24 protein-coding genes and 1 tRNA gene are annotated in these 25430 nt (G+C 74.7%); 16 read left to right on the top strand and 9 right to left on the bottom strand.

The window, feature by feature from the left end; all coding sequences use genetic code 11:
* Positions 1-35 precede the first annotated feature (35 nt).
* The 5 genes from ACIRRH_RS08480 to ACIRRH_RS08460 all read left to right on the top strand — a co-directional run bounded on the left by ACIRRH_RS08480 (position 36) and on the right by ACIRRH_RS08460 (position 5404).
* Complete coding sequence (locus tag ACIRRH_RS08480) at positions 36-1247, top strand: DNA polymerase III subunit delta' (RefSeq protein ID WP_403063712.1); 1212 nt, start codon at positions 36-38, stop codon at positions 1245-1247.
* A gap of 255 nt (positions 1248-1502) precedes the next feature.
* Entirely contained in the window at positions 1503-2690 is a 1188-nt protein-coding gene (locus ACIRRH_RS08475; RefSeq protein WP_403063513.1) for a hypothetical protein, read from the top strand.
* Between the two features lie 155 nt (positions 2691-2845).
* Entirely contained in the window at positions 2846-4489 is a 1644-nt protein-coding gene (locus ACIRRH_RS08470) for an alpha/beta hydrolase (protein WP_403063511.1), read from the top strand.
* Positions 4490-4598: 109 nt separating this feature from the next.
* Positions 4599-5249, top strand: a complete 651-nt coding sequence (gene leuE / locus ACIRRH_RS08465) for a leucine efflux protein LeuE (protein ID WP_403063508.1) — start codon at positions 4599-4601, stop codon at positions 5247-5249.
* 81 nt (positions 5250-5330) lie between these two features.
* A tRNA-Thr gene (locus ACIRRH_RS08460) sits at positions 5331-5404 on the top strand.
* A gap of 64 nt (positions 5405-5468) precedes the next feature.
* On the opposite strand, the gene ACIRRH_RS08455 is transcribed toward ACIRRH_RS08460, so the two are convergent.
* The gene (locus ACIRRH_RS08455; RefSeq protein ID WP_403063505.1) at positions 5469-6113 is read right to left on the bottom strand and encodes a LuxR C-terminal-related transcriptional regulator; all 645 of its coding nucleotides are present in this window, start codon (positions 6111-6113) and stop codon (positions 5469-5471) included.
* Complete coding sequence (locus tag ACIRRH_RS08450; RefSeq protein WP_403063502.1) at positions 6077-7396, bottom strand: histidine kinase; 1320 nt, start codon at positions 7394-7396, stop codon at positions 6077-6079. The genes ACIRRH_RS08455 and ACIRRH_RS08450 overlap by 37 nt, the downstream gene beginning before the upstream one ends.
* 239 nt (positions 7397-7635) lie before the next feature.
* Between ACIRRH_RS08450 and ACIRRH_RS08445 the strand changes: the two genes are divergently transcribed.
* The 3 genes from ACIRRH_RS08445 to ACIRRH_RS08435 all read left to right on the top strand — a co-directional run bounded on the left by ACIRRH_RS08445 (position 7636) and on the right by ACIRRH_RS08435 (position 10621).
* Positions 7636-8019: a hypothetical protein gene (locus ACIRRH_RS08445; protein WP_403063499.1), complete on the top strand. Its 384-nt coding sequence runs from the start codon at positions 7636-7638 to the stop codon at positions 8017-8019.
* Between the two features lie 86 nt (positions 8020-8105).
* Positions 8106-9008 (top strand): ATP-binding cassette domain-containing protein, encoded by a 903-nt coding sequence (locus tag ACIRRH_RS08440; protein WP_403063496.1) that lies wholly within the window; start codon positions 8106-8108, stop codon positions 9006-9008.
* On the top strand, positions 9005-10621 hold the full coding sequence (locus tag ACIRRH_RS08435) for a hypothetical protein (protein ID WP_403063493.1): 1617 nt from the start codon (positions 9005-9007) through the stop codon (positions 10619-10621). Before ACIRRH_RS08440 ends, ACIRRH_RS08435 begins: the two co-directional genes overlap by 4 nt.
* Positions 10622-10713: 92 nt before the next feature.
* Here the strand turns inward: ACIRRH_RS08435 and ACIRRH_RS08430 are convergent, their stop codons facing one another.
* From ACIRRH_RS08430 to ACIRRH_RS08420, 3 genes are all read right to left on the bottom strand, one after another.
* The gene (locus ACIRRH_RS08430; protein WP_224278372.1) at positions 10714-11286 is read right to left on the bottom strand and encodes a TrmH family RNA methyltransferase; all 573 of its coding nucleotides are present in this window, start codon (positions 11284-11286) and stop codon (positions 10714-10716) included.
* A complete protein-coding gene (locus ACIRRH_RS08425) occupies positions 11283-11930 on the bottom strand; it encodes a class I SAM-dependent methyltransferase (RefSeq protein WP_224278374.1) in 648 nt (215 codons plus the stop codon). The genes ACIRRH_RS08430 and ACIRRH_RS08425 overlap by 4 nt, the downstream gene beginning before the upstream one ends.
* Positions 11931-12118: 188 nt before the next feature.
* Positions 12119-12604 (bottom strand): carboxymuconolactone decarboxylase family protein, encoded by a 486-nt coding sequence (locus tag ACIRRH_RS08420; RefSeq protein ID WP_403063489.1) that lies wholly within the window; start codon positions 12602-12604, stop codon positions 12119-12121.
* A gap of 225 nt (positions 12605-12829) precedes the next feature.
* Here ACIRRH_RS08420 and ACIRRH_RS08415 point away from each other — a divergent pair, with 225 nt between their 5' ends.
* Positions 12830-13036: a hypothetical protein gene (locus ACIRRH_RS08415; RefSeq protein ID WP_224278377.1), complete on the top strand. Its 207-nt coding sequence runs from the start codon at positions 12830-12832 to the stop codon at positions 13034-13036.
* 63 nt (positions 13037-13099) lie between these two features.
* Here the strand turns inward: ACIRRH_RS08415 and ACIRRH_RS08410 are convergent, their stop codons facing one another.
* Entirely contained in the window at positions 13100-15712 is a 2613-nt protein-coding gene (locus tag ACIRRH_RS08410; protein ID WP_403063486.1) for a lysylphosphatidylglycerol synthase domain-containing protein, read from the bottom strand.
* 204 nt (positions 15713-15916) lie between these two features.
* Between ACIRRH_RS08410 and ACIRRH_RS08405 the strand changes: the two genes are divergently transcribed.
* The 5 genes from ACIRRH_RS08405 (at position 15917) to ACIRRH_RS08385 (ending at position 20079) form a co-directional block, all read left to right on the top strand.
* Positions 15917-16183, top strand: coding sequence for a UBP-type zinc finger domain-containing protein (locus ACIRRH_RS08405; protein ID WP_403063483.1), 267 nt, complete (start codon positions 15917-15919; stop codon positions 16181-16183).
* A 202-nt stretch (positions 16184-16385) separates the two neighbouring features.
* Positions 16386-16658, top strand: a complete 273-nt coding sequence (locus ACIRRH_RS08400; protein WP_403063480.1) for a hypothetical protein — start codon at positions 16386-16388, stop codon at positions 16656-16658.
* Between the two features lie 218 nt (positions 16659-16876).
* Positions 16877-18145, top strand: coding sequence for a serine hydrolase domain-containing protein (locus ACIRRH_RS08395; RefSeq protein WP_403063477.1), 1269 nt, complete (start codon positions 16877-16879; stop codon positions 18143-18145).
* A gap of 108 nt (positions 18146-18253) precedes the next feature.
* Positions 18254-19261 carry a sigma-70 family RNA polymerase sigma factor gene (locus tag ACIRRH_RS08390; RefSeq protein WP_403063474.1) on the top strand — a complete coding sequence of 336 codons (1008 nt, stop codon included), beginning with the start codon at positions 18254-18256 and terminating at the stop codon, positions 19259-19261.
* 326 nt (positions 19262-19587) lie between these two features.
* Positions 19588-20079: an NUDIX domain-containing protein gene (locus ACIRRH_RS08385; RefSeq protein ID WP_403063471.1), complete on the top strand. Its 492-nt coding sequence runs from the start codon at positions 19588-19590 to the stop codon at positions 20077-20079.
* Positions 20080-20133: 54 nt separating this feature from the next.
* Here ACIRRH_RS08385 and ACIRRH_RS08380 read toward each other — a convergent pair whose 3' ends face one another.
* From ACIRRH_RS08380 to ACIRRH_RS08370, 3 genes are all read right to left on the bottom strand, one after another.
* Positions 20134-20892: a Clp protease N-terminal domain-containing protein gene (locus tag ACIRRH_RS08380; protein WP_403063468.1), complete on the bottom strand. Its 759-nt coding sequence runs from the start codon at positions 20890-20892 to the stop codon at positions 20134-20136.
* A gap of 76 nt (positions 20893-20968) precedes the next feature.
* The gene (locus tag ACIRRH_RS08375; RefSeq protein ID WP_403063465.1) at positions 20969-21712 is read right to left on the bottom strand and encodes a tyrosine-protein phosphatase; all 744 of its coding nucleotides are present in this window, start codon (positions 21710-21712) and stop codon (positions 20969-20971) included.
* Between the two features lie 146 nt (positions 21713-21858).
* The gene (locus ACIRRH_RS08370) at positions 21859-22635 is read right to left on the bottom strand and encodes a VC0807 family protein (protein WP_403063462.1); all 777 of its coding nucleotides are present in this window, start codon (positions 22633-22635) and stop codon (positions 21859-21861) included.
* 432 nt (positions 22636-23067) lie between these two features.
* On the opposite strand from ACIRRH_RS08370, the gene ACIRRH_RS08365 reads away from it, so the two are divergent.
* Positions 23068-23943: an RNA polymerase sigma factor gene (locus ACIRRH_RS08365; RefSeq protein WP_403063459.1), complete on the top strand. Its 876-nt coding sequence runs from the start codon at positions 23068-23070 to the stop codon at positions 23941-23943.
* A complete protein-coding gene (locus tag ACIRRH_RS08360) occupies positions 23940-25070 on the top strand; it encodes a hypothetical protein (protein ID WP_403063456.1) in 1131 nt (376 codons plus the stop codon). The genes ACIRRH_RS08365 and ACIRRH_RS08360 overlap by 4 nt, the downstream gene beginning before the upstream one ends.
* The last annotated feature ends 360 nt before the right edge of the window (positions 25071-25430 follow it).

Here is a 25430-nt window from a genome sequence, read left to right as displayed (position 1 = left end):
CCACGAGCGCTGCCGTACGGAGCTTGGGAGCAGCAGTGGCCGTCTGGGACGACCTGGTGGGCCAGGAGCGGGTGGTCGAACAGCTGACCGCGGCCGCCCGGGCGGCCGGGGCGACGGTCGAGGCCGGTCGCGGGGCCGCCCCGGTCGAGGGCGCGAACGCCTCCCTGATGACGCACGCCTGGCTGTTCACCGGCCCGCCCGGCGCCGGGCAGGTCACCGCCGCGCGCGCCTTCGCCGCCGCCCTCCAGTGCACCAGCCCCGACCTCGCGCTCGGCGGCACGCCCGGCTGCGGGTTCTGCGACGGCTGCCACACCGTGCTGGCCGGCAGCCACGCCGACGTGAAGTACGTCCGGACGGACGGCCTCTCCATCGGCGTCGGCGACATGCGCGACCTGGTGCTGCGCGCCTCCAGCTACCCGACCGGCGGCCGCTGGTCCGTGATCCTGGTGGACGCCGCCCACCGGCTCACCGAGGCCGCCGCGAACGCGCTGCTCAAGGGCGTGGAGGAGCCCTCCCCGCGCACCGTCTGGCTGCTCTGCGCCCCCTCCGTCCAGGACGTGCTGCCGACCATCCGCTCGCGCTGCCGCCTGTTGGTGCTGCGCACCCCCGCAGCCGAGGCGGTCGCCGACACCCTGGTCCGCCGCGACGGTGTCGACCCGGAGACCGCCCGGCTCGCCGCGCTCGCCGGGCAGGGCGACATCGAGCGCTCGCGCCGCCTCGCCGTCGACGAGCAGGCCCGGACGCGCCGGGCCGAGGTACTGCGCATCCCGCTGGAGGTCGGCGACATCGGCGGCTGCCTGACCGCCGCCCAGCGCCTGGTCGACACCGCCAAGGCCGATGCCGAGGCGCTCGCCGAGACCCAGGACGCCAAGGAGACCGACGACCTCAAGGCCGCCTACGGCGCCGCCGAGGGCGGCAAGGCGCCGCGCGGCATGGCCGGTGCGGTCAAGGAGCTGGAGAAACGGCAGAAGAGCCGGGCCACCCGCACCCGCCGGGAGACCCTCGGCGTCGCCCTGCTCGACCTGCTCGGCTTCTACCGGGACGTGCTCGCCATCCAGCTCGGCTCCACCGGCGCGCTCGCCAACGAAGACCAGCGGCAGGCGCTGAACCGGGTGGCCCAGGCCGGTCCGGCGGAGGGCACGCTGCGCCGGATCGAGGCGGTGCTGGCCTGCCGCCAGGCGCTGGACCGCAACGTGGACCCGCTGCTCGCGGTCGAGGCGATGACGGTGGCGCTGCGCGCGGGCTGAGCGCCGGGGCGGGCCGTCGCCCCGAGAGCCGTTCCACCGGGCGGGCCACTACTCCGACGGGCGATGCCCGTAGGCCTCCCGCGGCGTGGGCCGTCCCACCTTCGAGTGAACGAGCGACACTCGCCGGGCACACCGTCGTGTGACCGTCCGCCCGTTGTGCACGCTGGGGGCCGACTGCGCCCGCTGCCGGGGCGGTCGCCCCCCGTACGCGCCGGTTCCGGTTCGGCGCGGCCCCCTCCAGAGGTGGTGCGTTCCGTGGTTCGTTCGCTCCTCGTCATCCCCCTGCTGGCCGCCGCCCTCGGCGGGATCTGGCTGGCCCGGGGCGCCCAACTCCGCTGGCGCGACCTGCGCGCCGCCGAGACCTACGAGCTGGCCGGTGAGCGCTGGCCGATGCTGGTGCGGGCGGCCGGGGCGATGGTCTGCGGGGTGTGCGTCACCGCTCTGACGGTGCTCACCTCGCTCGGCGCCTTCGGCGGCCTCCGGCCGGGCACCCACGAGCCGAACCGGGCGGAGCCGGTCGTGGGCGCGACGCGCGCGGGTTCGGATGCGGGGCCGGGTGCCGGGCCCGATGCGGGGGTGATCCGGCAGCAGCAGCAGGCGGCGCCGCCCGAGGCCGCCGCCCCGCCCGCTGCCCCGCCCGCTGCCCCGGCCGCCGCTGGAGCTGCCGAGGCTCCCGCCGTGGTCAGCCGCTTCGACAGCGTCGGCCACCCCGGTGGCGGCGAGCTGCTCCAGTCCGCCGTGCTCGGCCCCGACGGCCAACCCCGCAACGTGCGGGTCTGGCTCCCGCCGCAGTACGCCAAGGAGCCGAACGCCCGCTTCCCGGTCGTCGTGATGCACGCGGCCGCGCCCCAGAAGACCGCCGACGCCGAGGTCCCGGACGTCTTCGAGGGCATCGGTTCGGCCCTCCAGAGCGGCAAGGCCCACCCGTTCATCCTGGTCGCCCCCGAGGCGCCGAACGGCACCGCGCACCCCTGCGAGCTGGTCGCCGCGGCCCCGGCCGCCGTCGCCGACGACGCGACGCTGCGCACCACCATCGTGACCACCTTCCGGGCCCTGCCGCCCGGCCCGGCCTCCTGGGGCGTCCTCGGTGTCGAGGGCGGTGCGCCCTGCGCGGCCGCCGCCGTACTGTCCCGGCCCGACCTGTACGCCGCGGCCGCGGCGGTCTCCGGCCGCTACGACGCCACCGCGCTCACCCGGGCCGGCGCCGAGGCCCCGGCCGGCAGTGCGGCCAAGCTGCTGCTGGCCGCCGCCAAGGCCGACTCCGCCGGGCTGGACGCGGCCCGCCGGCTCCAGTCCGCGCTGAAGGCGGGCCCCGGAGCGGCGGCCAAGGCCGACGTACGGATCTCGGACAACGTGCAGGACTTCACCCCCGAGCGGGAGCGGCTGCGGCTGGTCCGGCAGGCGGCGCAGTTCCTGGCCGAGGCGCTGGCCAAGGCGTCCTGAGGGCAGGTCCGGCGGCACTACGCTGCCCGGTACCCCGGGACGGGTGCCGGGCAGCGGCGTTTCCTCCGGGGTGCTCCACGCGTTGATCCGCTGGTTGTTCCACGGGTTGTTCCACGGGTTGTTCCACGTGCTGGTCGATTGCGGAGAGGTGGCGGATGAGGACTTCCGGGCGGGCACGGGCACGGGAACTGGCTGCGGCGCTGGTCGTCGTCGGGCTGCTGGCGGGCGGGTGCAGTTCCGGTCCGTCCGGGGCGCCGACGGCGTCCTCCTCGGACTCGGCGGCCGCGGCGGCCGGAGCCACTCCGCTGGAGCCGCTGCCCGCCGCCGTCCCGGCCGCGCTGGCGCCGTACTACGCGCAACGCCTGGCCTGGCAGCCGTGCGACAGCGGATTCGAGTGCACAACGTTCCGGGTTCCGCTGGACTACGACCACCCGGGGGACGGGGACCTCACCCTGGCGGCCGCCCGCGCGGCGGCGGAACCGCCGGGCTCCGGATCCGGCTCCTCTGCCTCTCCATCAGGCGCCGTCCCTCCTTCCGGCTCCCAGGGCCCGCGGCTCGGATCCCTGCTGCTCAACCCGGGCGGGCCCGGGGGCTCGGCGATCGAGTACCTGGAGGCCGCCGCCCGGACGTACGACCGCGGGGTGCGGGCCCGGTACGACCTGGTCGGCCTCGACCCGCGCGGGGTGGGCCGCAGCAACCCCGTCAGCTGCCTGAGCGGTGACCGGATGGACGCCTACACCGCCGTCGGCCTGCCCCCCGGCGACCAGCACGGGATCGACGTGCTGATCGCGGCCGACAAGGAGTTCGCCGAGGGCTGCCGGAAGCAGGCCGGGGCGGCGCTCGGCCACCTCAGCACCGTCGAGGGCGCCCGCGACATGGACGTGCTGCGCGCCCTGCTCGGCGACGAGAAGCTGAACTACGTCGGCAAGTCCTACGGCACCTTCCTCGGTGCCACCTACGCCGGGCTGTTCCCGAGCCGGGTCGGGCGGCTGGTGCTCGACGGCGCGATGGACCCGGCGCTCGACTCCGTCACCGGCAACCGCGTACAGGCGGGCGGCTTCGAGACCGCCTGGGCGGCCTTCGCCAAGGACTGCGCCCAGCGCGAGGACTGCCCGCTCGGCCGCACCGAGCAGCAGGTCGGCGAGCAGCTCACCGCCCTGCTCGCGGGCGTCCGCACCGGCTCGCTGCCCACCACCGCCGACGACGGCCGCCGGCTCACCGGGCCCCAGGCGACCACCGGTGTCATCCGGGCCATGTACGCCGACGTCCTCTGGCCCAGGCTGCGCACCGCGCTCACCGACGCCAAGGCCGGGGACGGAACCGGCCTGCTGAAGCTCTCGGACGACTACTACGGGCGCAAGGCGGACGGCTCGTACCCCAACCTGATGTTCGCCAACACCGCGGTGAACTGCCTCGACCTGCCCGCGCCGTTCGGTGGACCGGAGGACGTCCGACGAGCGGTGCCGGAGTTCGAGCGGGTCTCGCCGCACTTCGGGCGCGACATGGCCTGGATGGCCCTGGCCTGCACCTACTGGCCGGTCCGGGCCACCGGCACGGCGCACACCATCCGGGCCGCCGGCGCCGCCCCGATCGTCGTCATCGGCACCACCCGCGACCCGGCCACCCCGTACGCCTGGGCCCAGTCACTGGCCGGCCAGCTGGAGTCCGGCCGCCTGCTCACCTTCGACGGCGACGGCCACACCGCGTACGGCCGGCACAGCACCTGTGTGGACGGAGCGGTGAACCGCTTCCTGCTGACCGGGGAGGCCCCGGAGCAGGGCAAGCGCTGCGACCGGTAGGGGCCGGCCCGGCGGCGGGAGACCGACAGGTCGTTCTCACTTCAACCGATTACCGGTACGACGTTACGATGAGCCTCCCCCACCCCCCTCCCCTGCACCGGAGCTCATCGTGCTCGGAGTCAACGACCTGGCGACGTACGTCCTCGGCGCCCTCGTCATCATCCTGCTGCCCGGCCCCAACTCCCTGTACGTGCTGTCCGTCGCGGCCCGCAAGGGCATCCGCACCGGCTACCGGGCCGCGGCCGGCGTCTTCGTCGGCGACCTCACCCTGATCAGCCTCACCTCGCTGGGCGCGGCCTCCCTGCTCAAGGCCAACCCGGCCGTCTTCGCGGTGGTCAAGTTCGGCGGCGCCGCCTACCTGCTCTGGATCGGCTACGGCATGCTCCGCGCCGCCCGCCAGCTCTGGCGCGAACGCCGGGCCGCGGCCGACCCCACCGCCGAACCGGCCCCCGAAGCCACCGAGCAGCCCTTCCGCCGCGCCCTGGTGATCAGCCTCCTCAACCCGAAGGCCATCCTCTTCCTGCTCTCCTTCTTCACCCAGTTCGTCGACCCCGCCTACGGCCGGCCCGCCCTCTCCTTCGCCCTCCTCGGCGGCATCCTCCAGACCTTCAGCTTCCTCTACCTCTCCCTCCTGATCTTCGCGGGCACCACCCTCGCCACCGCCTTCCGCCGCCGCAAGCGACTCTCCGCCACCCTCACCAGCGGCGTCGCCGTCCTCTTCGCCGGCTTCGCCGCCAAACTCGCCGTCTCCTCCGCCTGACCGCGGCCCCGGTATCCCGTTACGGATCACCCGCGAACCTGTGTAGACTGGCCCGCGTTGCCACCACACGTCGGCAACGGTGCCGCCTTAGCTCAGTTGGCCAGAGCAACGCACTCGTAATGCGTAGGTCGCGGGTTCGAATCCCGCAGGCGGCTCAGTGAAGGCCCAGGTCGGATTGATTCCGGCCTGGGCCTTTTGCGTGCCCGGGGTGGGGCGGGGTCACTGGTCGAGGTAGGTGAGGACGGCCAGGACGCGGCGGTTGGCGGTGTCGGTGGGGAGGAGGTCGAGCTTGGTGAAGATGTTGCCGATGTGCTTGGCGACGGCCTTCTCGGTGATGAAGAGGGCTTGGGCGATGCCGGCGTTGGAGCGGCCCTGGGCGAGGGATTCGAGGACTTCGCGTTCGCGGGTGGAGAGGGTGGCGAGGGCGGTGTCGCGGTTCTTGCGGACCAGGAGCTGGGCGACGACCTCGGGGTCCATGGCCGTGCCGCCGGCGGCGACGCGGTGGATGGCGTCGAGGAACTGGGCGCCGTTGGTGATGCGGTCCTTGAGCAGGTAGCCGACACCGCGGCCGCCGGTGGCGAGGAGTTCGCGGGCGTAGAGGGGTTCGACGTACTGGGAGAGGAGCAGGACGGGGAAGTCGGGCGTGGTGCGGCGGGCGGTGATGGCGGCGCGCAGGCCCTCGTCGGTGAAGGTCGGGGGCAGCCGGACGTCGACGACCGAGACATCCGGCCGCTGCTCGGTGAGGGCCCGGAGGAGGTCGGGGCCGTTGTCCACGGCGGCCGCCACCTGGTGGCCGTATGCCTGGAGGAGGCGGATCAGGCCGTCCCTCAGGAGGAAGTGGTCCTCGGCGAGGACAATGCGCACGGAAGCTCCATGATGACCGTGGTCGGACCGTCGGGGGGACTGCTGACGGAGACGACCCCGTCGAAGGTGGCGAGCCGCCGTTCGACGCCCCGCAGCCCGGTGCCCCGGCCGGCGTCCGCGCCGCCCCGTCCGTTGTCCGAGACGGTGATGCGCAGCACGCCGCGATCGTAGCGGAGTTCGATTCCGGCGCGGCCGGCGTCGGAGTGCTTGACGACGTTGGTGAGGAGCTCCGAGACCGCGAAGTAGGCGGCCGACTCGACGGGCATCTCGGGGCGGCCGGGAAGGTCCACCGAGACGTCGGTGGGGACGGGGCAGACCATCGCCAACGCCCGTACCGCGTCGGTGAGTCCGCGGTCGGCGAGGACCGGCGGGTGGATGCCGCGGACCAGGTCGCGGAGCTCCTCCAGGGCCTTGGCGGAGGACTGGCGGGCCTCGACCAGCAGGGCGCGGACGGCCTGCGGGTCGGTCTCCAGGAGGTGTTCGGCGGCGTCCAGGGTCATGCCCATCGCGACCAGCCGGGCCTGGGCGCCGTCGTGCAGGTCGCGCTCGATCCGGCGGATCTCGGCCATCCGGGTGTCGACGGCGGTGCTGCGGGTGGCGGTCAGGTGGGCGATCCGGCCGGCCAGCAGCTCCTGTTCGCCCGGGGCGAGCATCGAGCGGGTGTGGCGGGCGTGCCGGTGGACCGTTCGGGGTGCGAGCCAGAGGGCGAGCGGGAGTTGGAGCAGGCCGAGGAGGCCGGCGAGGGCGGCGGTGGCGGTGCCCTCGATCGGGATGAACTGGTACCAGAGGCCGTCCCACTCGGCGGACAGCGGGACGCCGAAGAAGGCGAGGAAGACGCCCCAGAGGCCGCTGAGCAGGACGGCGATCGGCAGGAAGGCGAGCAGGCCGCCGACGACCGGCTCGGTGAGGACCCAGCCGAACTCCCGCCGGGTCTGCGGGTCGCCCGTGATCCAGCGGTAGCGGGCGATGGCGCCGGAGGCGCCGGCGGGCACCGGCGGCAGCGGGCCGGGCGGTCCGGGGAACCGGATGCCGGACCACTCCTCGGCCAGGGTGCGTTGGCGGTCCGTCAGGTCGCGCACCCGGGCCATGGCCCGGGGGACCAGGCCGAGGCCCGGCCCGACGAGCGGGATCGCGCCGGTGACGCCCAGGGAGCGGACGAGGGCGAGGGCGGAGAGCCGGCTGAGGGTCAGGGACCGTCGGAGGGCGGTGAGTCCGGCGGGTACGGAGAACCCGGTGACCTCGGCCGGTGCGGGGCCCTCCCCGAGTTGCAGTGTGTTGTCCATGGACGCGGTTCCCTCCCAGTGGTGCCGTTGCGCGGCCCGGTCGTACCGGCCGTGAGGCCATTCTGGCGATGGCGGGGAGGCGTTGTCGGTGGAGGAAACTCCCCCTTTGGTCAAACGGGATATCTGCCGAACGGCAGATGGCAGACGCCCGCGGATCGGCCAGGCTGGCGAGCGTGCTCAAGTGCCCCGGGACGCGCGCCCCGAGCGGCGCACCCGATCGCAGACGTAAGGAGGACACGGTGGACCGACGCCCGAAACCCGCACCCGCCCTGATCGCCCTCGCGGTGGCCGCCCTCGTTCCGCTCGCCGGTTGCGCCAACGCCACGGACGCCCCGCCCGAGGACAAGACCTTCGAGTTCGCGGGCAGGAGCCTGAACGTCAGGTCGCACGGGGCCCCCGCCGACCTCGTCGCGGCCGATCGCACGGACGTCAAGGTCACCCGCTGGTTCGACACGAGCGGCAAGATCGGCAGCGTCAAGGAGTCCTGGGAGCTGAAGGACGGCGTCCTCGAACTCCGGGCGGGGTGCTCCGGGCTCGCCAACTGCGACACGAAGTACCGGGTCGAGGTCCCCAAGGGCGTCGCGGTCCTGCGGGACGGGCGCGAGACGGACCTCAAGGGCTGAAACCCAAGGGCTGAAACCCAAGGGCTGAAACCCAAGGGCTGAAACCGACGGGCCCTTCTGCGGGGAAGGCCGGGAAGACGGAGACCATGCTCGAACTGATCGACATCACCAAGGTCTACAAGGGCGGCAAGCGGGCCGTCGACGGCATCACGATGCACCTCGGCCCCGGGATGCTGGGCCTGCTGGGGCCGAACGGTGCCGGGAAGTCCTCGCTCATGCGCATCGTGGCGACGGTCACCCGGCCCACGGACGGCCGGGTCCGCTACCTGGGCGCCGACGCGGTGGCCGAGCCGGACCGGCTGCGCAGGGAACTCGGCTATCTGCCACAGGACTTCGGGGTCTATCCGAACCTGACCTCGCGGGAGTTCCTGTCCTACCTGGCGGCGGCCAAGGGGATCGGCGCCCGCTCCGCCCGGGCCCGGATCGACGAGCTGATCCAGCTGGTCAACCTGACCGAGGCGGTCAAGCGCCCGCTCGGCACGTACTCGGGGGGCATGCTCCGCCGGGTCGGCATCGCGCAGGCACTGCTGGCCGACCCCAAGGTGATCGTGGTCGACGAACCGACCGCCGGTCTGGACCCGGAGGAGCGGGTGCGCTTTCGCAACCTGCTCAGCGAGCTCGCGGCGGACCGGGTCGTGATGCTCTCGACCCACATCGTCTCCGACGTCGAGTCGGTGGCCTCCGACATCGCCGTGGTCGCGCACGGCCGGCTGCTGCGCCGGGGCACGCCCGACGAACTGCTCAGGGAGATCGACGGGCAGGTCTGGGAGGCCGTGGTCGCCCCGGCGGACCTCCTGGCCGTCCAGGCCCGCCACGTGGTCGGCCGGATGGTGCGGACCGGGAACGGCGTACGGCTGCGGCTGCTCGCCGCCGAGCCGCCACAGCCCGACGCGGTCCGGGTGCCGCCCGACCTGGAGGACGCCTACCTGGGCATCATCCACCGGTCGGGGGAGCGAAGCGGTACCGGGCAGCGGGCGGTGCGGCGATGAGCGCGGCGGTGCCCGGGTCGGTGCTCGCAGGGCTGGCGGTCGGCGACTTCCGGGACCGGGTGCGCCGGCCGGTGTACGCGGTGACACTGCTCGCCGCGGTCGGGCTCGGCTACCTGGCCGTGCCGAACGCGGACGGCCACTGGACGATCATGGACGTGGGTGGCAGCCGGGGCGTCTACAACAGCGCGTACGTCGGCGCGGTCACGGCCCTGGCCGGTGCGCTCTGGCTCACCTTCGGCGGCTTCTACGTGGTGCGCAGCGGCATCGCGCGGGACGAGACGACCGGTGTCGGCCAGGTCCTCGCCGCCACCCCGCTGCGCACCTCCCACTACCTCCTGGCCAAGTTCCTGAGCAACCTGCTGGTGCTCGCCTCCATGGTCGGCGTGCTGGCCGTCACCGCGCTGCTGATGCAGCTCGCCCGCGGCGAGGACCGCGCGGTCGACCCGGTCGCCCTGGCGGAGCCCTTCCTGCTGCTGTCGCTGCCCGTGATGGCGGTCACCGCGGCGGCGGCGCTCCTGTTCGAGACGGTGCCGCTGCTGCGGGGCGGCTTCGGGAACGTCGTCTGGTTCGTGCTGGCCGTGGTGCTCGCGATCGGCGGGCAGTCGGCCTCCGCGCCGCTGGACGGTCTCGGGGTGCACGAGGTCGCACGGTCGATGGGCGCGGCGCTGGAGGCCCAGCAGAAGACGACCGACCCGGGCGGGTTCAGCCTCGGCCTGACCAAGGTCGACAAGCCGCTGGGCACCTTCCACTGGGACGGCTTCGACCCCTCCTCCGGGTTCCTCCTCGGCCGGCTGGCACTGTTCCTTGCGGCGTTCGCCGTGGCGTTGCTGCCGGCCCTGTGGTTCGGCAGGTTCGATCCCGCGCGCGGCTCCGGTGGCGCGGCGCCGGTGCCGGCTGCCGCCGGGGCGGCGGGTGAGCCGTCCGTGCTCGACGGGGCGGAGTTCGAGGGTGCGCGCCGGGCGACCGCGCCGGGCGTCCTGCCGCGGACCGAACCGCGGCGGGCCGGGGCGTTCGGCCGGCTGCTGGCGGGCGAGGCCCGCATCCTGGTGCAGGGCGTCTCCCGCTGGTGGTGGCTGGTCGCCGCCGGGCTGACGGTGGCCGGGTTCGCGCTGCCGATGGAGGCCGTCACCGGCCTGCTCCTGCCGCTGACGTGGCTGTGGCCGGTCCTGATCTGGTCCCGGCTCGGCAGCCAGCAGGTCGAGAACGGCCTGGAGGTGCTGCTCGGCGCCTACCCGTCGGCCCGGCGCCGGCTGCTGGCCGAATGGGCGTCCGGGCTGGTGCTCACCGCGGTGACGGGCGCCGCCCCGCTGATACGCATGCTGGTGGCGGGCGACGCCGCGGGGGCGGCCAGTTGGCTCGGGGGCGCACTGTTCGTCCCCTCGCTGGCCATGGCGCTCGGTGTGGTGAGCCGGAGCCATCGGCTCTTCCAGGCGGTCTACCTGCCGCTCTGGTGGATCCTCGTCAACAACGTCGCCGCCGTCGACTTCATGGGGGCCGTCCGCGTGAACGGCAGCCCGGCCGGTCCCGGCCCGCTGCTGGTCGGGGCGCTGTCCGCGGCGATGCTCGCGGTGGTGTTCCTGGTCGGCGCCGCCCGACGGAACGTCAAGGGCTGATCGGAGCCGGGAGCCCGGGCCGTCGGCGGACGGCCCGGGCTCCCCTCACGCCGCGGGGCGCTACTCGTCTATGCGCCTACTCGGCTACTCGCCTACTCGTCGTCGCCGAGGTCGGCCGCGAGGTCGCCGTCCGGGGTGCCGCTGATCGCGTAGCCCTGCCGGCGTGCCTCGTAGCAGGCCACCGTCGCGGCCGCCGAGACGTTCAGCGAGCCGACCCGGCCCAGCTGCGGCACGAACACCACCTGGTCGCACAGCGCCAGCGCCTCGGGCGTGATCCCGCGGTCCTCGTGCCCGAGCACGAAGGCCACCGCCGGGGTCAGCTCGGCGGCGAACATCGGCACGGCCTCGTCCGCCAGTTCCAGGCCGACGACCTTGAAACCGTCCGCCTTGGCCGCCGCGACCGCCTCGGCGACGGTCGGGAAGTGCTCGACCTTCAGGTACTTGTCGGTGCCCATCGCGGCCTTCTGGGCTCCGGCCGAGCGCACCGACGGGGTGTCCCCGGTCAGGTACAGCTTCTCGGCGCCCATCGCCGCGCCGGTGCGGACCACCGAGCCGACGTTGAACGGCGACTGGAGGTTCTCCAGGATCATCGCGAGCCGGAACTCGTTGCTGCGCCGCCACGAGCGGTGCAGACGCTTCAGTTCGGTCCCGCGCAGCTGCTTCACGTCGTCGTACCTCGTCCACTCTCTTCGGAGCCCTCGCCCACCTCGGGGCGGGGCCGCGCTTCCAGAATCCGCACCCCGTTGACCGACGTGACCCTGGTGGTCGGGTAGCCCTGCTCGTTCAGCCACTTCTGGAGCGAGTCCGAGCCCAGGTGCTTCTGCACCACCAGGAACGCCGAGCCGTCCGGGGTCAGCCGGCCGAGCCAGTGCGTGAGCAGGCGGCGCAGCGCGGCCTTGCCGATCCGGATCGGCGGGTTGGAGTAGATGGTGGCGAAGCGGACGTCCTCGGGGACGTCGTCGGGCAGGGCGGCCTGGACGTTGCCGAGCCCCAGTGCCTCGGCGTTCAGCCGGACCAGTTCCAGGGCTCGCTCGTTGACGTCCACCGCCCAGACCGGGAGGCGCTTGCGGCGGCTCGCCCAGGTCAGCGCGATCGGACCGTAGCCGCAGCCGATGTCCAGGATCGGGCCGCGCACCCGCGGCTGCGGGGCGTGCTCCAGCAGGATCCGGGTGCACGGGTCGAGCCGGTTGCGGGAGAACACCCCGGTGTCGGTGGTCAGTTCCAGGGTGAGGTCCGGCAGGGAGACCGTGATCGGCCGGCGGTCGCTGGCGACCTCGGGTGCACCGGTGAAGTAGTGCGAGCCGGACATGATTTCCCCGTCGTTCGTATGGGCCTCGGGGCCACCGGGTGGGTGTGGGTTAGCCCTTTGTACGGCACCGATCGTACCCCTGGTGGCCCGGACGGCGTTCCGGCCGCCGCCCCGTGACGGCGCTCCCACCGCCGCCCTGCCGCCGCCCTGCCGCCGCTCCCGTGTGGCGGTGCGGTCAGGCGGTGCGGTCAGGCGGTGCCGGGGGTCTTGCGGGTGGCCACGTTGATGCGGTTCCAGGCGTTGATGGTGAAGCAGACCGAGATCAGCTGCGCCAGCTCGGCCTCGGCGAAGTGCGCGGCGGCCCGGGCGTACACCGCGTCCGAGACGCCGCCGCCGATCCGGGTGATCTCCTCGGCGAGCGCCAGGGCGGCCCGCTCGCGCTCGGTGTACACCCCGGCCGGGGCCTCCGGCCAGACCGGCAGCAGGTAGATCCGCTCGTCGGTCTCGCCGGCCTTGCGGGCGTCCTTGGCGTGCATGTCCAGGCAGTACGCGCAGCCGTTCAGCTGGGAGGTGCGCATCTGGACGAGCTCGACCAGGGCCGGGTCCAGGCCCTCGCGGGCGGCGGCGTCCAGGGCGATCATCGCGCGGAACACCTTGGGGGCGGTGCGGGCGTAGTCGAGGCGGGCGGGGGTCTCGGTGGCTTCGGTGGTCCTGGTGATCTCGTTCGTCGTCATGGCTATGACCCTAGGCGCGGAATGCACCCGGCCCCTGGGTCATTCAGGGTGCTGTTTCGCGGGTCAATCTTCGTGGGCCGATCGAGCCGGCCGGCCAGGCGTTGACCCCGCCCCGGCAACACGCCGGGGCGGGATCGGCACCTCGCGTCCGGGTGCCGGGCGGCGGATACTGCCAGTACCGCCAGCCGGGCCCGTGAAGGCCTCCGAACAGTGAGGACGGATGCCATGCCGCAGGAACAGCACGAGGAATACCTGATCGAGGAGACCGCCGAGACCGTCGAGCCCGACGAGAAGGCACCCGAGGGCGACACGTACGACGAGGTGGCCGAACGCCGGTCCCTCGGTGCGGACCCGGCGACCAACGTCGCGGACGTCGTGGAACAGACCCGGGCGGTCCGGCACGGCGACGTGGAGGAGGAGTACCGGGAGTAGCCGACGGGCGCCGGGCCGGGCCTCGGGCCCCGGTGACCGGGCCCGGCCGCAGGGCCGGCCCGGCTAGAGGGCCCGGCGGCGTTGCAGCCAGACGAAGGCCGCCCAGCCCGGGAGCACCGGCAGGATCAGCGTCAGCAGGCGGTACAGCGCCACCGCGGCCAGCGCGCCGCCCGGTTCCATCGACGCGGTCTGCTGGAACAGGGTGAGCAGCATCCCGTCCACCGCGCCGGCCCCACCCGGAGTCGGTGCCGCGCTGCCCACCGCGTTGCCCACCAGGAACACCACCGCGACCGCGGCGAAGGACGGCTCCCGGCCGATCGCCCGGGCACAGCAGTACAGGCAGGCGATCAGGCAGATCGACACCAGCAGCTGCCCGGTCACCCCCACCGCCAGCCGGGTCGGGCTGCGCAGCAGGTCCAGCAGCCGCGGCAGGACCTCGGCCGTCAGCGGCCGCAGCCGCGTCGCCAGCCACCGCCGGGCCACCGGGATCGCGGACACCGCCGCCAGCAGTGCCGCCGCCCCGGCCAGCCCGCCGACCACCGCGGGCGGCACGTCCAGCTCGGAGCCGCCCGGCTCGAAGCCCAGCAGGTAGACGAAGGCCCCCAGCTGCAGCAGGTGCAGCACCAGGCCGATCAGCGTCCCCACGCCGACGCTGGACAGCGCCTGGGCGGTGGGGATGCCCGCCTGTTGCAGCAGGCGGGTGTTCAGCGCGACACCGCCGACGCCGCCGGGCGACACCAGCTTCACGAACGATCCGGCCACCTGCGCCAGCACCGCGTTGCGGAAGTTCAGCCGCTCCGGCACGAAACCGACGAAGCCCATCGCCGCCGCGACGTGGCTCGTCGCCGCCGCGGCCAGCGCCAGCAGCAGCCACCAGGGATCGGCGTCCGCGAGGGTGGAGACCGGGTTGTCCTCGGACGCGAACAGCTGCGGGATCAGCAGCCAGCCGGCCACCACCCCGCCCACGACGACCAGCAGGGTCCGCGGCCGCACCCGTTCCAGCCGCACCGGCCGGCCCACCACCTGCGGGCGGGTGCGCAGCACCTCCGCGCGGATCTCGTCGAGCAGACCGCTGGGGGCGGGGGCGCCGTGGTGGGGGTCCGGCCCGCCGGCCCGGGTGGCGGTGCGCTTCGCGTGCTGCTTGAGGGCGCGCCGGGTGGTGTGGGTGAGGGCGATGGGCTGGAGCAGTGGGAGGGCGGCGCCGACCGGGTCGGGCCCGAGGACGGCGATGGCGGTGCGGACGGAGCGGGCGGCGCCGGCGCGCAGGGCGAGGGTGGTGAGGAGCTGGGCGAGGTCGCAGTGCAGGACGAGTTCGGTGGCGGCGATGTCGCCGTCGGCGAAGTCGACCAGGTGCACCGCGCCCGAGTCGTCGACCAGCAGGGAGGAGGGGACGAGGGCGCGGTGGGCGATCTCGCGGCGCTGGAGCAGGGCGAGCTGTCGCCAGGCGTCGGTGAGTAGCTCGTCGGTGATCTCCTCGTCGGCGAGTTCGTCCAGGGTGCGTCCGGCCAGCCGCTCGTACGCGATGAGGGCGGTGTCCGGGCCGAGGCCGGCGGTGGCGGCGATGCGGCGGGTGCGGACGCCGGCCGCGAGGGCCGCGTACGTGACGAGTGCCTCGTGCTCCAGCCCGGTGCGCGGGGAGCGCAGGACGCGCGGGTCGGGGGCGGTGTGCAGGCGCAGCCGGCGCCAGGCGCGCTGGACGGCGGCGGCGGTGACGGCCTGCCAGTCGAGGAGCTGGACGTCGAGGTCGGGGCGGTGGTCGGCCTGCCGGACCCGGTAGCGGTCGGGGCCGGCCTGCTGGGCCTCGACCGGCCGCAGGCCGCTGTCGCGCAGGGCGCGCAGGACCTCGCCGGGCCGGGGGCAGGGGTCGGGGGTGCCGACCGCGTACAGGGTGCCGTGGGCGCCGGTCCAGCCGATCAGCAGCCCGAGCAGGAGCGCGGTGGGGGTGGCGTACCCGCCGGTCAGTCCGGCGAGGCCGGAGAGGGCGAGGACGGTCCAGGGCAGGCGGCGTTCCCGGCTGCCGGAGGCGGTCATGAAGGCGAGGACCGGCGCGAGGTAGCCGTAGACGGGCTCGGTGTGCCCGAGCCCGCCGGGCAGGGGCTGGGTGAGCGCGGTGAGCAGCGAGACCGGGGCGAGGCTGTCGGCCCACAGGTCCAGGCCGAGCGTGGCGCCGTACGCGAGGACGGCGGCGAGCAGCCCGTCGGAGACCTGCTGGAGGGCGCGCCGCCGGTCGGGGCCCAGCAGCCGACGGACGGCGAGGCCGACCGGGAGCAGCAGGACGGCGGCGGTGGTGAGCCCGCCGGCCAGGCCGGCCAGCGGACGCGGTACCAGCGCGGCCGCCTCGGCGACGTCGGCGGCGATGCCGCCGGTGGTGGCACGGGCGTAGTCGGCGAGCAGCAGGGTGAGGGCGATGGCGACCAGGCCGCCGAGCAGCCGGATCAGGGCGACGGGCTGCCGGACCCGGTCGGTGGCGGGCAGTGGGCGGGCCCGGAACCGGCCGGTGCCGGCTTGCTGGGGTATCCGGGCGGTGACCGTCCCGGCGCTGCCGTCGGCCGGTCTCCTGGTGTCGCTGGTGTTGCCGCTGCCTTGCGTCCCCGCGCCGCGTTCCCGCCGCGCGGGCGAACCGCCGGGGTCGCCCCCGCCGGTTTCGCCGTTCGTTCTCCCCGTCACGATCGCCACGGGTGGCATGCTCCCATGCCGCCCGTGGACCAGGAGCGGGGAATCCGCCGTGCCGGTACGACGTGGTCCTGCGCCTGCCGGGCCGGCAGGGCGATCAGGCGGCGCAGGCTGACGTGGCGGGGCCGGCTGCCGGTCGTCCACACCGCTCCGGAGGGCGAAGGCCCTGAGCAGGCGCTCCGCGCCGGGGCGGCATAGCCTTCAGTCATGAGCGCCTGCGAAGACCTCGCTCTGGCCCCTAGGAACATCGAGCCCCGGCCGCCCGTCGACGGCTGCGCCGACTGCCTGGCGCAGGGCCGCAGGGACTGGGTGCACCTGCGGATCTGTCTGGACTGCGGTCACGTCGGCTGCTGTGACTTCTCGCCGCAGCGGCACGCCACCGCGCACTTCCACAACACCTCCCACCCGGTGATCCGCTCCTACGAGCCGGGGGAGGACTGGCGCTGGTGCTTCGTCCACGAGGTCATGGGCTGAGGCGGGCTCCCGCGTACGGTTCCCGCGCACCGCACTTGCGTACGGCTCCCGCGTACCGCACTTGCGTACGGCTCCCGCAGTGGCCGGGTGGCTTCTCCGCGGTGGCGCGGGCCCGCAGCCCGGATAAAATCCGGACATAACGCCCATGCGGCCCCGCCGCCCGGCATCCGTCCGGCCGGCGGCCGACGAAGGGAGGCCGACGATGATCAAGCGAACGCCAGGCAGCACCGCCAAGTTCCGCCAGGGCACGCAGGAGCTGCTGGAGCGCCGGGGCATGGTGAGCCCGCCCATCCGGCTCGCGCCGGAGCCGAGCGCCGGTGCGATGTCCCACGCCGCCGGCGGGCACGGCGCCGGCGAGGCGTTCCGGCACGGCGGAAGGGACGCGCCGGGCATGGCGATGCACGCGACCCCGGCGATGCACGCCGAGCTCAAGGGGCACCGGCACCGCGGCGCGGAGAAGCACTCCGCCCACTGAGCCGCACCCCACCGCAGGGGCGGGCGACCGGACCACGGCCGCGCCGCCCCTGACGCGCGGTCAGGGGCGTTCTCGGGGAGGGTTCGGGGGCGCTCCCGGATGCCGCGGCCCGGCGCCGCCCCGAAGACTCTCTTCCATCAGAGCCACCGCCGACCGGGCGGGCCGCCGCCAGGGTGGTCCTCCACCCGCCGGGCGAGCCGCCATTGGGGAGAATCCGCATGAACACCCGTACCCGTACCCGTACCCGTACCGGTCGTTGGTCCACCCTCGCAGCAGCCGGCGCACTGCTCGCCGCCGCCACGGTCGGCGTCGCGACCCCGGCCCTGGCCGCGGGAGCCTCCCCGGCCGTCACCACCGTCACCGCCTCCGGTCCGTCCCGTGCGCCCGCGACGGCCCAACCCGGCCCACTGGACCGGGAATCGATCGCCGCGACCCTCGGCTCCCTGCCCGCCGGCATCACCGGTGCGCTGGTCCGGGTCGACGGCCCGGGTGCGCGGTGGCGCGGCACCTCGGGGGAGGAGGTGCCGGCGAACGCCCGGTTCCGGATCGGCAGTGTCACCAAGGTGTTCACCGCGACGGTGCTGCTCCAGCTCGCCGCCGAGGGCAGGGTCGACCTGGACGGCACCGTCCAGCACTACCTGCCCGGACTGCTGCCGGCCGACTACCCGGCGGTCACCGTACGGCAGTTGCTCAACCACACCAGCGGCCTGCCCGGAGGCGGCGGGATGACCTCGGGGGACGGCAGCACGGCGTGGTTCGCCGCGCACAGGGCGACCTACTTCAGCCCCCAGCAGGTGGTGGCGGACATGCTCACCCAGCCGATGAACTTCGCGCCCGGCACCGCGCAGCAGTACAACGGCAACAACTACTTCGTCGCCGCGCTGGTGATCGAGAAGGTCACCGGCGACGACTACGCGGACCAGGTGCGGCGGCGCATCACCGGCCCGCTCGGCCTGCACGCCACCTACGTCCCGGCCGCCGACGACCTGACCGTCCACGGCCCGCACGCCACCGGCTACGTGGACGTCCGGAACGCCGACGGCAGCACCGCCCGGGTGGACGTCACCGAGCAGAGCCCGTACCCGTGGGCCGAGGGCGGCATGATCTCCTCCGCCGCCGACCTGGAGCGCTTCTTCGACGCGCTCTACCGCGGCCGGCTGCTGCCGCCCGCCCAGCAGGCCGAGGTGTTCGCCGTCCCGGACGTGCCGAACGACCACAACAAGAACTGCGAGATCGGCCCGACCGCCGGGCACGCCTGCTACAGCACCGCCGGCCTGCTGCGCACCGTCCTGCCGAACGGCACCGAGGTCTGGGGCAAGAACGGCTCCCGGCCCGGCTACACCACCGGCGTCTTCGCCACCCGCGACTTCTCCCGCAGCGTGGTCGTCGGGCTCAACCCGACCGGCATCACCGGCGAGGAGTTCCCCACCCTGTGGAAGCTGGTGACCGCAGGCTTCGGCTCCGGCCAGGTGTACGGACAGCACTGAGCCGGCCGGCACCGATCCGGCCGCTCCCGAAGGGCGATTGTCAGTCGCGTGCGCTACGTTCGTCCGGTTCACCAGGGCACACGGCAGGACGACGGGGGCGGGCGCACCATGGCCGACGTGATCACGCAGGAGCCGGTCGAGCTCCGGCTGGAGCGGTACCGCACCGAGCTGACCGGCTACTGCTACCGCATGCTCGGCTCGGTCTTCGAGGCCGAGGACGCGGTGCAGGAGACCATGGTCCGCGCCTGGCGCGGGCACAAGGGCTTCGAGGGGCGGGCCGCGCTGCGCTCCTGGCTGTACCGCATAGCCACCAACGTCTGCCTGGACGCGCTGAACGGCCGCAACGGCCGGGCCCGGCCGATGGACCTGGCCGGCCCGGTCACGGTGGCCACCGCGCACGGCACCCAGTTGCCCGAGATGACGTGGATCGGTCCGGTGCCGGACGGCCGGGTGCTGCCCGAGACGGGGGACCCGGCCGAGGTGGCCGCCCAGCGCGAGTCGGTGAAGCTGGCGTTCGTCGCCGTGCTCCAGCGCCTCGCGCCCCGGCAGCGGGCGGTGCTGATCCTGCGCGAGGTGCTCGGCTGGAAGGCCGCCGAGGTGGCCGAACTGCTCGGCGTCACGGTGGCCTCGGTCAACAGCGCGCTCCAGCGGGCGCGGGCGGTGCTCGCCACGGACGCCTCGGCCGCCCGGCCGGCCCCCGAGCTGGACGAGGACCACCGCGCGCTGCTGGACCGCTACGTCCGCGCCTTCGAGGCGTACGACATGGATGCGCTCGCCGCGCTGTTGCACGAGGACGTCACGCTCAACATGCCGCCGTTCGCGATGTGGCTGCGCGGGCAGGGCGAGATCCGCGACTGGATGCTGGGCCCGGGGCACGGCTGCCGCGGTTCCCGGCTGCTCCCGGTGACGGCCAACGGCGGCCGGGCCTTCGGCCAGTACCGGCCGAGCCCGGCGGGCGGGCACGAGCCGTGGTCACTGGTCGTGCTGGAGGTGTCGGAGGGCCGGATCACCGGGTTCACCCACTTCCTGGACACCGACGTGCTCTTCCCGCTCTTCGGCCTCCCGCCCCGGCTGGAGGCCGAGCCCACCGGGGAGGCGGCGCCCGTCGCCGAGTAGCTCAGCGAGGTCCGGGTCCAGGTCCAGCGGATCGGCGGCGCCCGGCAGCAGTGCCGCGAGGCCGCTGAACGCCAGCAGTTCGCGCAGCGGGCCGCCGGCGTTCAGCAGCACCACGGCGACGCCGTGCCGGGCGGCGGCCAGCCGCAGCCGGGCCAGGGCGTCGACGACGGCCAGGTCGGGGGCGGTCAACGCGCCCAGGTCACAGGTGAGTACGGCTTCGCGCGGCGTGGTCTCCATGCCGGATAGGACTGCCGGGGCGGCCGCAGCTCATCGGTCGGGTGGCAGAGTGGAGGCGACCGCACCCACCCCGCCCCAGGAGGAGCCCCGTGACGGCTGAGCCCTTGAAATCCCGCGAGGAATGGCTGGCGTCCCTGCCCCGGATCTACGCGGCGGCGGGCTGCCTGCTGCGGGACGAGTCCGGACGGATCCTGATCGTGAAGGCCGGGTACCGCGAGCACTGGCAGTTCCCGGGCGGCACGATCGACCTCGGCGAGGGCCCGGTCGAGTGCGCCGTGCGGGAGTTGGAGGAGGAGACCGGCATCGTCCGGGAGGCGGGCGAGCTGCTGGCCATCTCCTGGACCCACGCCTCTGCCGAACTCGACCACCCCGCCCAGCACTTCATGTTCGACTTCGGGACCGTCCCGGACGGCACCCCCGTGACCGTCCCGGCCGGCGAGCTGGACACCCACCGCTGGGCGCCGGTCGAGGACGCCTTGGGGCTCCTCGGCCCGGCCCGTTCGGCCCGGCTGCGGGCGGCGCTGGAGGCGGCCGAGGACGGCCGGGTCCGGATCGTCACCACCCACGTCTCCGGGTTCTGAGCGGAAGTGCCCTGCCCCGGAGGGGAGTTCCGTCCGGGGCAGGGCGCCGTGGCCTCACTGCTGCGGCCCGGACTCCTCGTTCCGAGCGGCGATGATGGCGGCGATCGCCTCCGAGACGAAGGTCTCCGTCTCGGACTTGTCCACCTTCAGCCCGGCCAGCACGCCCTGGCCGTTCTCCAGCTCAAGCAGCGCGAGCAGGATGTGCTCGGTGCCGACGTAGTTGTGTCCGAGCTTGAGCGCCTCCCGGAAGGTCAGTTCCAGCGCCTTCTTGCTCTCGGCGTCGAACGGGATCAGTGCGGGCAGCGTGTCGACGGCGGCCGGCAGGGCGGCGGTGACCGCCTCCCGGGCGGCCTGCGGGGTGACGCCCTGGGCGGCGAGCGCCTTCGCGCCGATGCCCTCGGGCTCGGCGACCAGGCCGAGCAGCAGGTGCGCCGTGGTGATCTCGGCGTTGCCCGCCTTGCGGGCCTCCTCCTGCGAGGCCACCACGACGCTGCGGGCCCGGGGCGTGAACCGGCTGAAGCCCTGGCTAGGGTCGAGGTCGTTCGGGGTGCCCGGGCCCTTGGGGACGAAGCGCTTCTGGGCGGCCTGCTTGCTGACGCCCATGCTGCGGCCGATGTCGGTCCAGGAGGCGCCGGAGCGGCGGGCCTGGTCGACGAAGTGGCCGATGAGGTGGTCGGCGAGCTCGCCGAGGTGGTCGGCGGCGATGACCGCGTCGGAGAGCTGGTCGAGCGCGTCGGTGTGGACCTTCTTGATCGCGGCGATCAGGTCGTCGAGGCGCAGCGGAGTGGTGTTGGGAACAACGGGATTCTCCATGCGTCAACCGTAGGTTGTCGACCCGTAGGTCGTCAACCATCGGTTGACGATGGTTGTGGCGGCGTCGGGGCCCGCGCTACGCGGCGGGCAGTAGCCGTTCCCGGACGGCGGCGATCCGCTCGGGTGCGACGCCCGCCGCGAGCAGGTAGCCGGCCGGGTCGAACCCGTCGAGCGTGGCCGCCAGGGCGGCCTCGGCGGTGGTCCCGGCCTCGGCGAGCACCGTGTCGATCCGGCGGTACGGGTCCGGCAGGCCCAGCATCCCGTACAGGGGACGGATGTTGGGGCCGCTCAGCAGGTAGTCCTCGGTGATCGCGCCCCGGTCGACCCCGGCCAGGGCGAGCAGCAGCACGGCGGCCAGGCCGGTGCGGTCGCGGCCGGCGCCGCAGTGCACGACCACGCCGCCGGGACGGGCGCCGGCGATCGCGGAGATCAGTGTGGCGGCGGCGTGCGGGCAGTGGTCCAGGTACGGGCGAAGCGCGAGCGGGGTGCCGTCCAGCCGTCCGTGGGCCTCCCACCAGGCGGGGCCGGCGAGCTCGTCCAGCGGGACGCGGATCAGCTCGACGCCCTCGGGGAGCGGGAGGAGAGGCCTGTACTCCTCGGCGTTGCGCAGGTCGACCACGGTGCGGACGCCGTGGTCGAGGAGGGCGTCCCAACCCTCGGCGGTGAGGCGGTCCAGGTTGTCCGCCCGGACTATCGCGCGGTGGGCGGTGAGCCGGCCGGAGACGGTGGGCAGTCCGCCCAGGTCGCGGACGTTCAGGCAGCCGTCCCAGACGAGCGTGCGGTCCACGGTACTGCTCGGCGCGTGCGTCGTCCGGTACATGGGGCTCCCCGTTTTCTCGTCGGGGGTCCCGTTACCCCCTCGTTATATGACGACTCCCGGGAGATCCGGATGGTTCCTCGCTGTTCGAGTCCTCGGAACCGGTTGTTCAGGGAGGAGGGAAGGGGAGGGAGGGAGGAATCGCGTGGTCAGACGGTGGTCGGGGCCTCGGTCTCGGTGCGGACCAGCCGCTCCATCGGCTCGACCGCGATCTGGCCGAGCATCGAACCGGCCACGATCGCGCCGATCAGGAGGACGGTGGACAGCCAGGCCATGGTCGACACCGGCAGGGTGAAGGCGCCGACCACCCGGGCCGCGCACTCGGTCAGCAGCGCGGTGCCCCAGATGCCCGAGAACAGGCGCTCGTGGCGGCGGAAGGCCCGCGACCCGGCCGCCCGGCCCTCGACCAGCCGCTGCCAGGCGGCGGAGCGCTCCTGCCGGCCCTTGGTGAGGAAGGGCATCAGCATCGGGGTCATCACCGGTCGGCCGATCAGCGCGGAGACCAGGATCGCCAGTGCCACGGTGCCGCTCAGCCCGCCGTCCTTGGCGATCATCAGCCGGGCGTCGCCGGTGACGAAGGTCAGCGCCAGGCCCGCCAGGTTCACGGTCAGCATCAGGGCGGCCCACAGGTTGAGCCTGCGCTCGCCCAGCAGGCCCAGGACGGTCCGGGCGGCCGGGAAGGCACTGCTCCAGGCCAGCGCGGCGAACTCGCTCAGACCGAGGGCCGAGTGCAGCAGGTAGTAGCCGGCCAGCGGGGCGGCCACGTCGAGGGCGAGCGGGCGGAGCCCGGAGACCAGCGGGTTGGGCGCCTTGGCGCGGGCGGCGCCCGCGGCGGCGTCCCGGGCGGGAGCGGCGGTGGTGCCGGTGACGGCGCTGGTGAGGGCGACGGTGCCGGTGACGGCGCTGACGCTGACGGTCTGGCTCACGGTGGGTTCCTCCCCCGACTGGTGGCCGCGGGCCGCTGCCCGCGTCGTGCCTCCAGTTTTTCCGTCCGGCCCTCCGTCGGAGCAGTGCCGTCCGTTGCGTCATCCGCGTGACAGTTGTCATGGTGCGCGTCGTGACACCGCCCGGGGCCTGCTGCTTTTCACTCCTCGGCAGGGAAGTTCCCACTCCTCGACGGGGAAGGTCCACAGCTCGCGGCCCAGGGTGTCCAGGCAGCGGGGTCACGGTGGCGGGCCGGGCGCGTCGGCGGACCCGGCGTCCGGGCGTCTCGGCGGTCCGGGCTGCTTCGCCTACCGACGACGCAGGCCGGACGGGCCTTCGTGGGCCGTGGGCGAACGGCAGGAGTCCTCGGGGCCTCGGCCCCGGCCGGACCGGTCGTTCGGCCAGAGCCGAAGCGTTCGCCCGAATGGCGCATCATGTGGCGAGTGCAGAGTGCAGAGCGCCCCGGAGCGGGCACCGACGGCCCCGTCGGCCGGTCCGGACCAGTACCACCCACCGGCCCGCCACCGGGCCCGGCCCCGGCGCCTCCCGACCTGACCGAGGCGGTCCGGGCCGCGCAGGGCGGGGACGAGGAGGCGTTCCGGCTGCTCTTCCGGACCGTCCAGCCGGGCCTGCTGCGCTACCTGCGGGTCCTGGTCGGCGGCCGGCCGGAGGACGCGCAGGACGCCGAGGACATCGCCTCCGAGGCCTGGCTGCAGATCGCGCGTGACCTGCGCGGCTTCTCCGGCGACGGGGACGGCTTCCGCGGCTGGGCCGCCACCGTCGCCCGCCACCGCGCCCTCGACCACCTGCGCGCCCGGCGCCGCCGTCCGGTCGCCGACCTACCGTTCGAGCAGCTGGTCGAGCTGGCGGCAGGGGACGACACCGCGCGCGCCGCGCTGGCCACGGTCGGCACCGCCGACGCCCTGGCCCTGATCTCCCGGCTGCCGCGCGACCAGGCCGAGGCGGTGCTGCTGCGGGTGGTCATGGAGCTGGACGCGGAGAGCGCAGCCCGGGTGCTCGGCAAGCGGGCCGGCAGCGTCCGGATGGCCGCCCACCGGGGGCTGCGGCGGCTGGCCAAGCTGGTCGAGCCGCTCGCGTCCGGGGGTGGCATCCCGGCCGCGCGGGGCGGCGGCGCGACGGCCGGCGCGGGGGCCGGACAGGGTCCTGAAGCCCCGGGGGGCGCCCCCGGAACGGCCCCCGGAGTGAGCGCGGGCGAGGCCGCCGGGCGGCCTGCGGGGAAACCCGCGAAAAAAAGTTCTCCGCAGGGTGTGACAGAACGCCGGGCCGCGACGCTGAAGGACATGAGATGAGCACCAACCGATCCCGTCGGATCGACCGTGACACCGCTGAGCAACTGCTCGGTGGTGCTGTGGGCGGCCCGTCGGCCGGGCAGGACGCCTCGCTCACCGGACCGGACGGCGGTCCCGGGCAGCTCGCCCGGGTGCTCGCCGCGGCCGCCGCCCCCGCGACGGCCGGCGAACTGGCCGGGGAGGAGGCCGCCCTGGCCGCGTTCCGGGAGGCCGGTCTCACGCCCGACCCGACAGTGACCCCCGCCCGGAGACGATCGATGGCAACCGCCGCGCTGGCCAGGGCCTTCAGCACGAAGGCCACTGCCGTCGTGCTCGGCGCCACCGCGCTGTGCGGTGTCGCCGTCGCCGCCGGCACCGGCAGCCTGCCGTCCGCGCTGGGCGGCGGCCCGTCCGCGCCGGAGCACGGGCTCGCGGGCGAGGGCGCGGCCACCGGCTCCGCGCCGGGCTCGTCGGCCGCCGGCTCGGCCGCCGGCGTGGCCCCGTCCGATGCCGTGGCGTCCGGCTCCGGCCGTCCGTCCGGAACCGCCTCCGCCGGACCGCAGACGGCCGTCCCGTCCGGCCCCGCGACGCCCGGCACCCCCTCCGCCGAGGGACGCGGCAGCCACCCGGCCGTCCCGCCCGCCCTGGTCGGCCTCTGCACCGGCTTCACCGACGGTACGGCCAAGGGCGAGCGCCCGAGCCGGCTGGCCGGCGATCCGCTGTACGGCCCGCTGGTCGCGGCGGCCGGCGGCGCGGACCGGGTGGCGGACTACTGCAACGCCGCGATCGGTGACGAGGACGGCGACCACCAGGGCGGCACCGCCCCGACGCGCGAGCCCGGCCGCACCGGCACCGGCTCCGGCTCCGGCGCGACCGCCGGAGCCGGCAAGGGGAACACCGGTGGCGGCCGGACCGGCGGCAGTGGCAACGGGAGCGGCAACGCCAACAGCGGCGGCACCGCCAACAGCGGCGGCACCGCCGGCAGCGGTGGAAGCGGCCAGGACAGCGGCGACAACGGCCAGGACACCGGCGGCAGGCCGGGCAAGTCCGGCGTGACCGTCCCGCTCGTCCCGCCCGCCCCCGACCCGCAGGACGTCCGCCCGAGCAAGACCGACCGGACCGAGAACGAGCAGTCGGCCGGGAGGTAGCCCCCAGAACTCCGGGTGGGCGGCGAGCGACTCCCCCCGGGCTCGCCGCCCACCCGGAACAGCACCACCGCAGGACCCCGCAGGACCGGCCGGACCGACAGGACCGGCAGGACCGACGGGAAGCAGTACCACCCGAAGACCCCGGGTGGCCGGTCGGCTCCCCGTGCCCACCGACCACCCGGCCGGCCCCGGCCGGACCGGTAGGCGCACCCCGGACGCGCCGCCGGCCCGGCCGGCCCGGAAACGTGCGGGCCCCCCCCCCCCCCGGGGGGGGGGCCCCCCCCCCCGGCCGGGGGGCGGGGGGCCCCCGGCCCGGGCCCCCCCCCCCCCACCACCACCCCCGCCGGCCGGGGTGGCGGG

The organism is Kitasatospora sp. NPDC101235, from assembly GCF_044767505.1.
Lineage (GTDB): Bacteria > Actinomycetota > Actinomycetes > Streptomycetales > Streptomycetaceae > Kitasatospora.
This window is presented reverse-complemented; position numbering and strand designations above follow the sequence as displayed.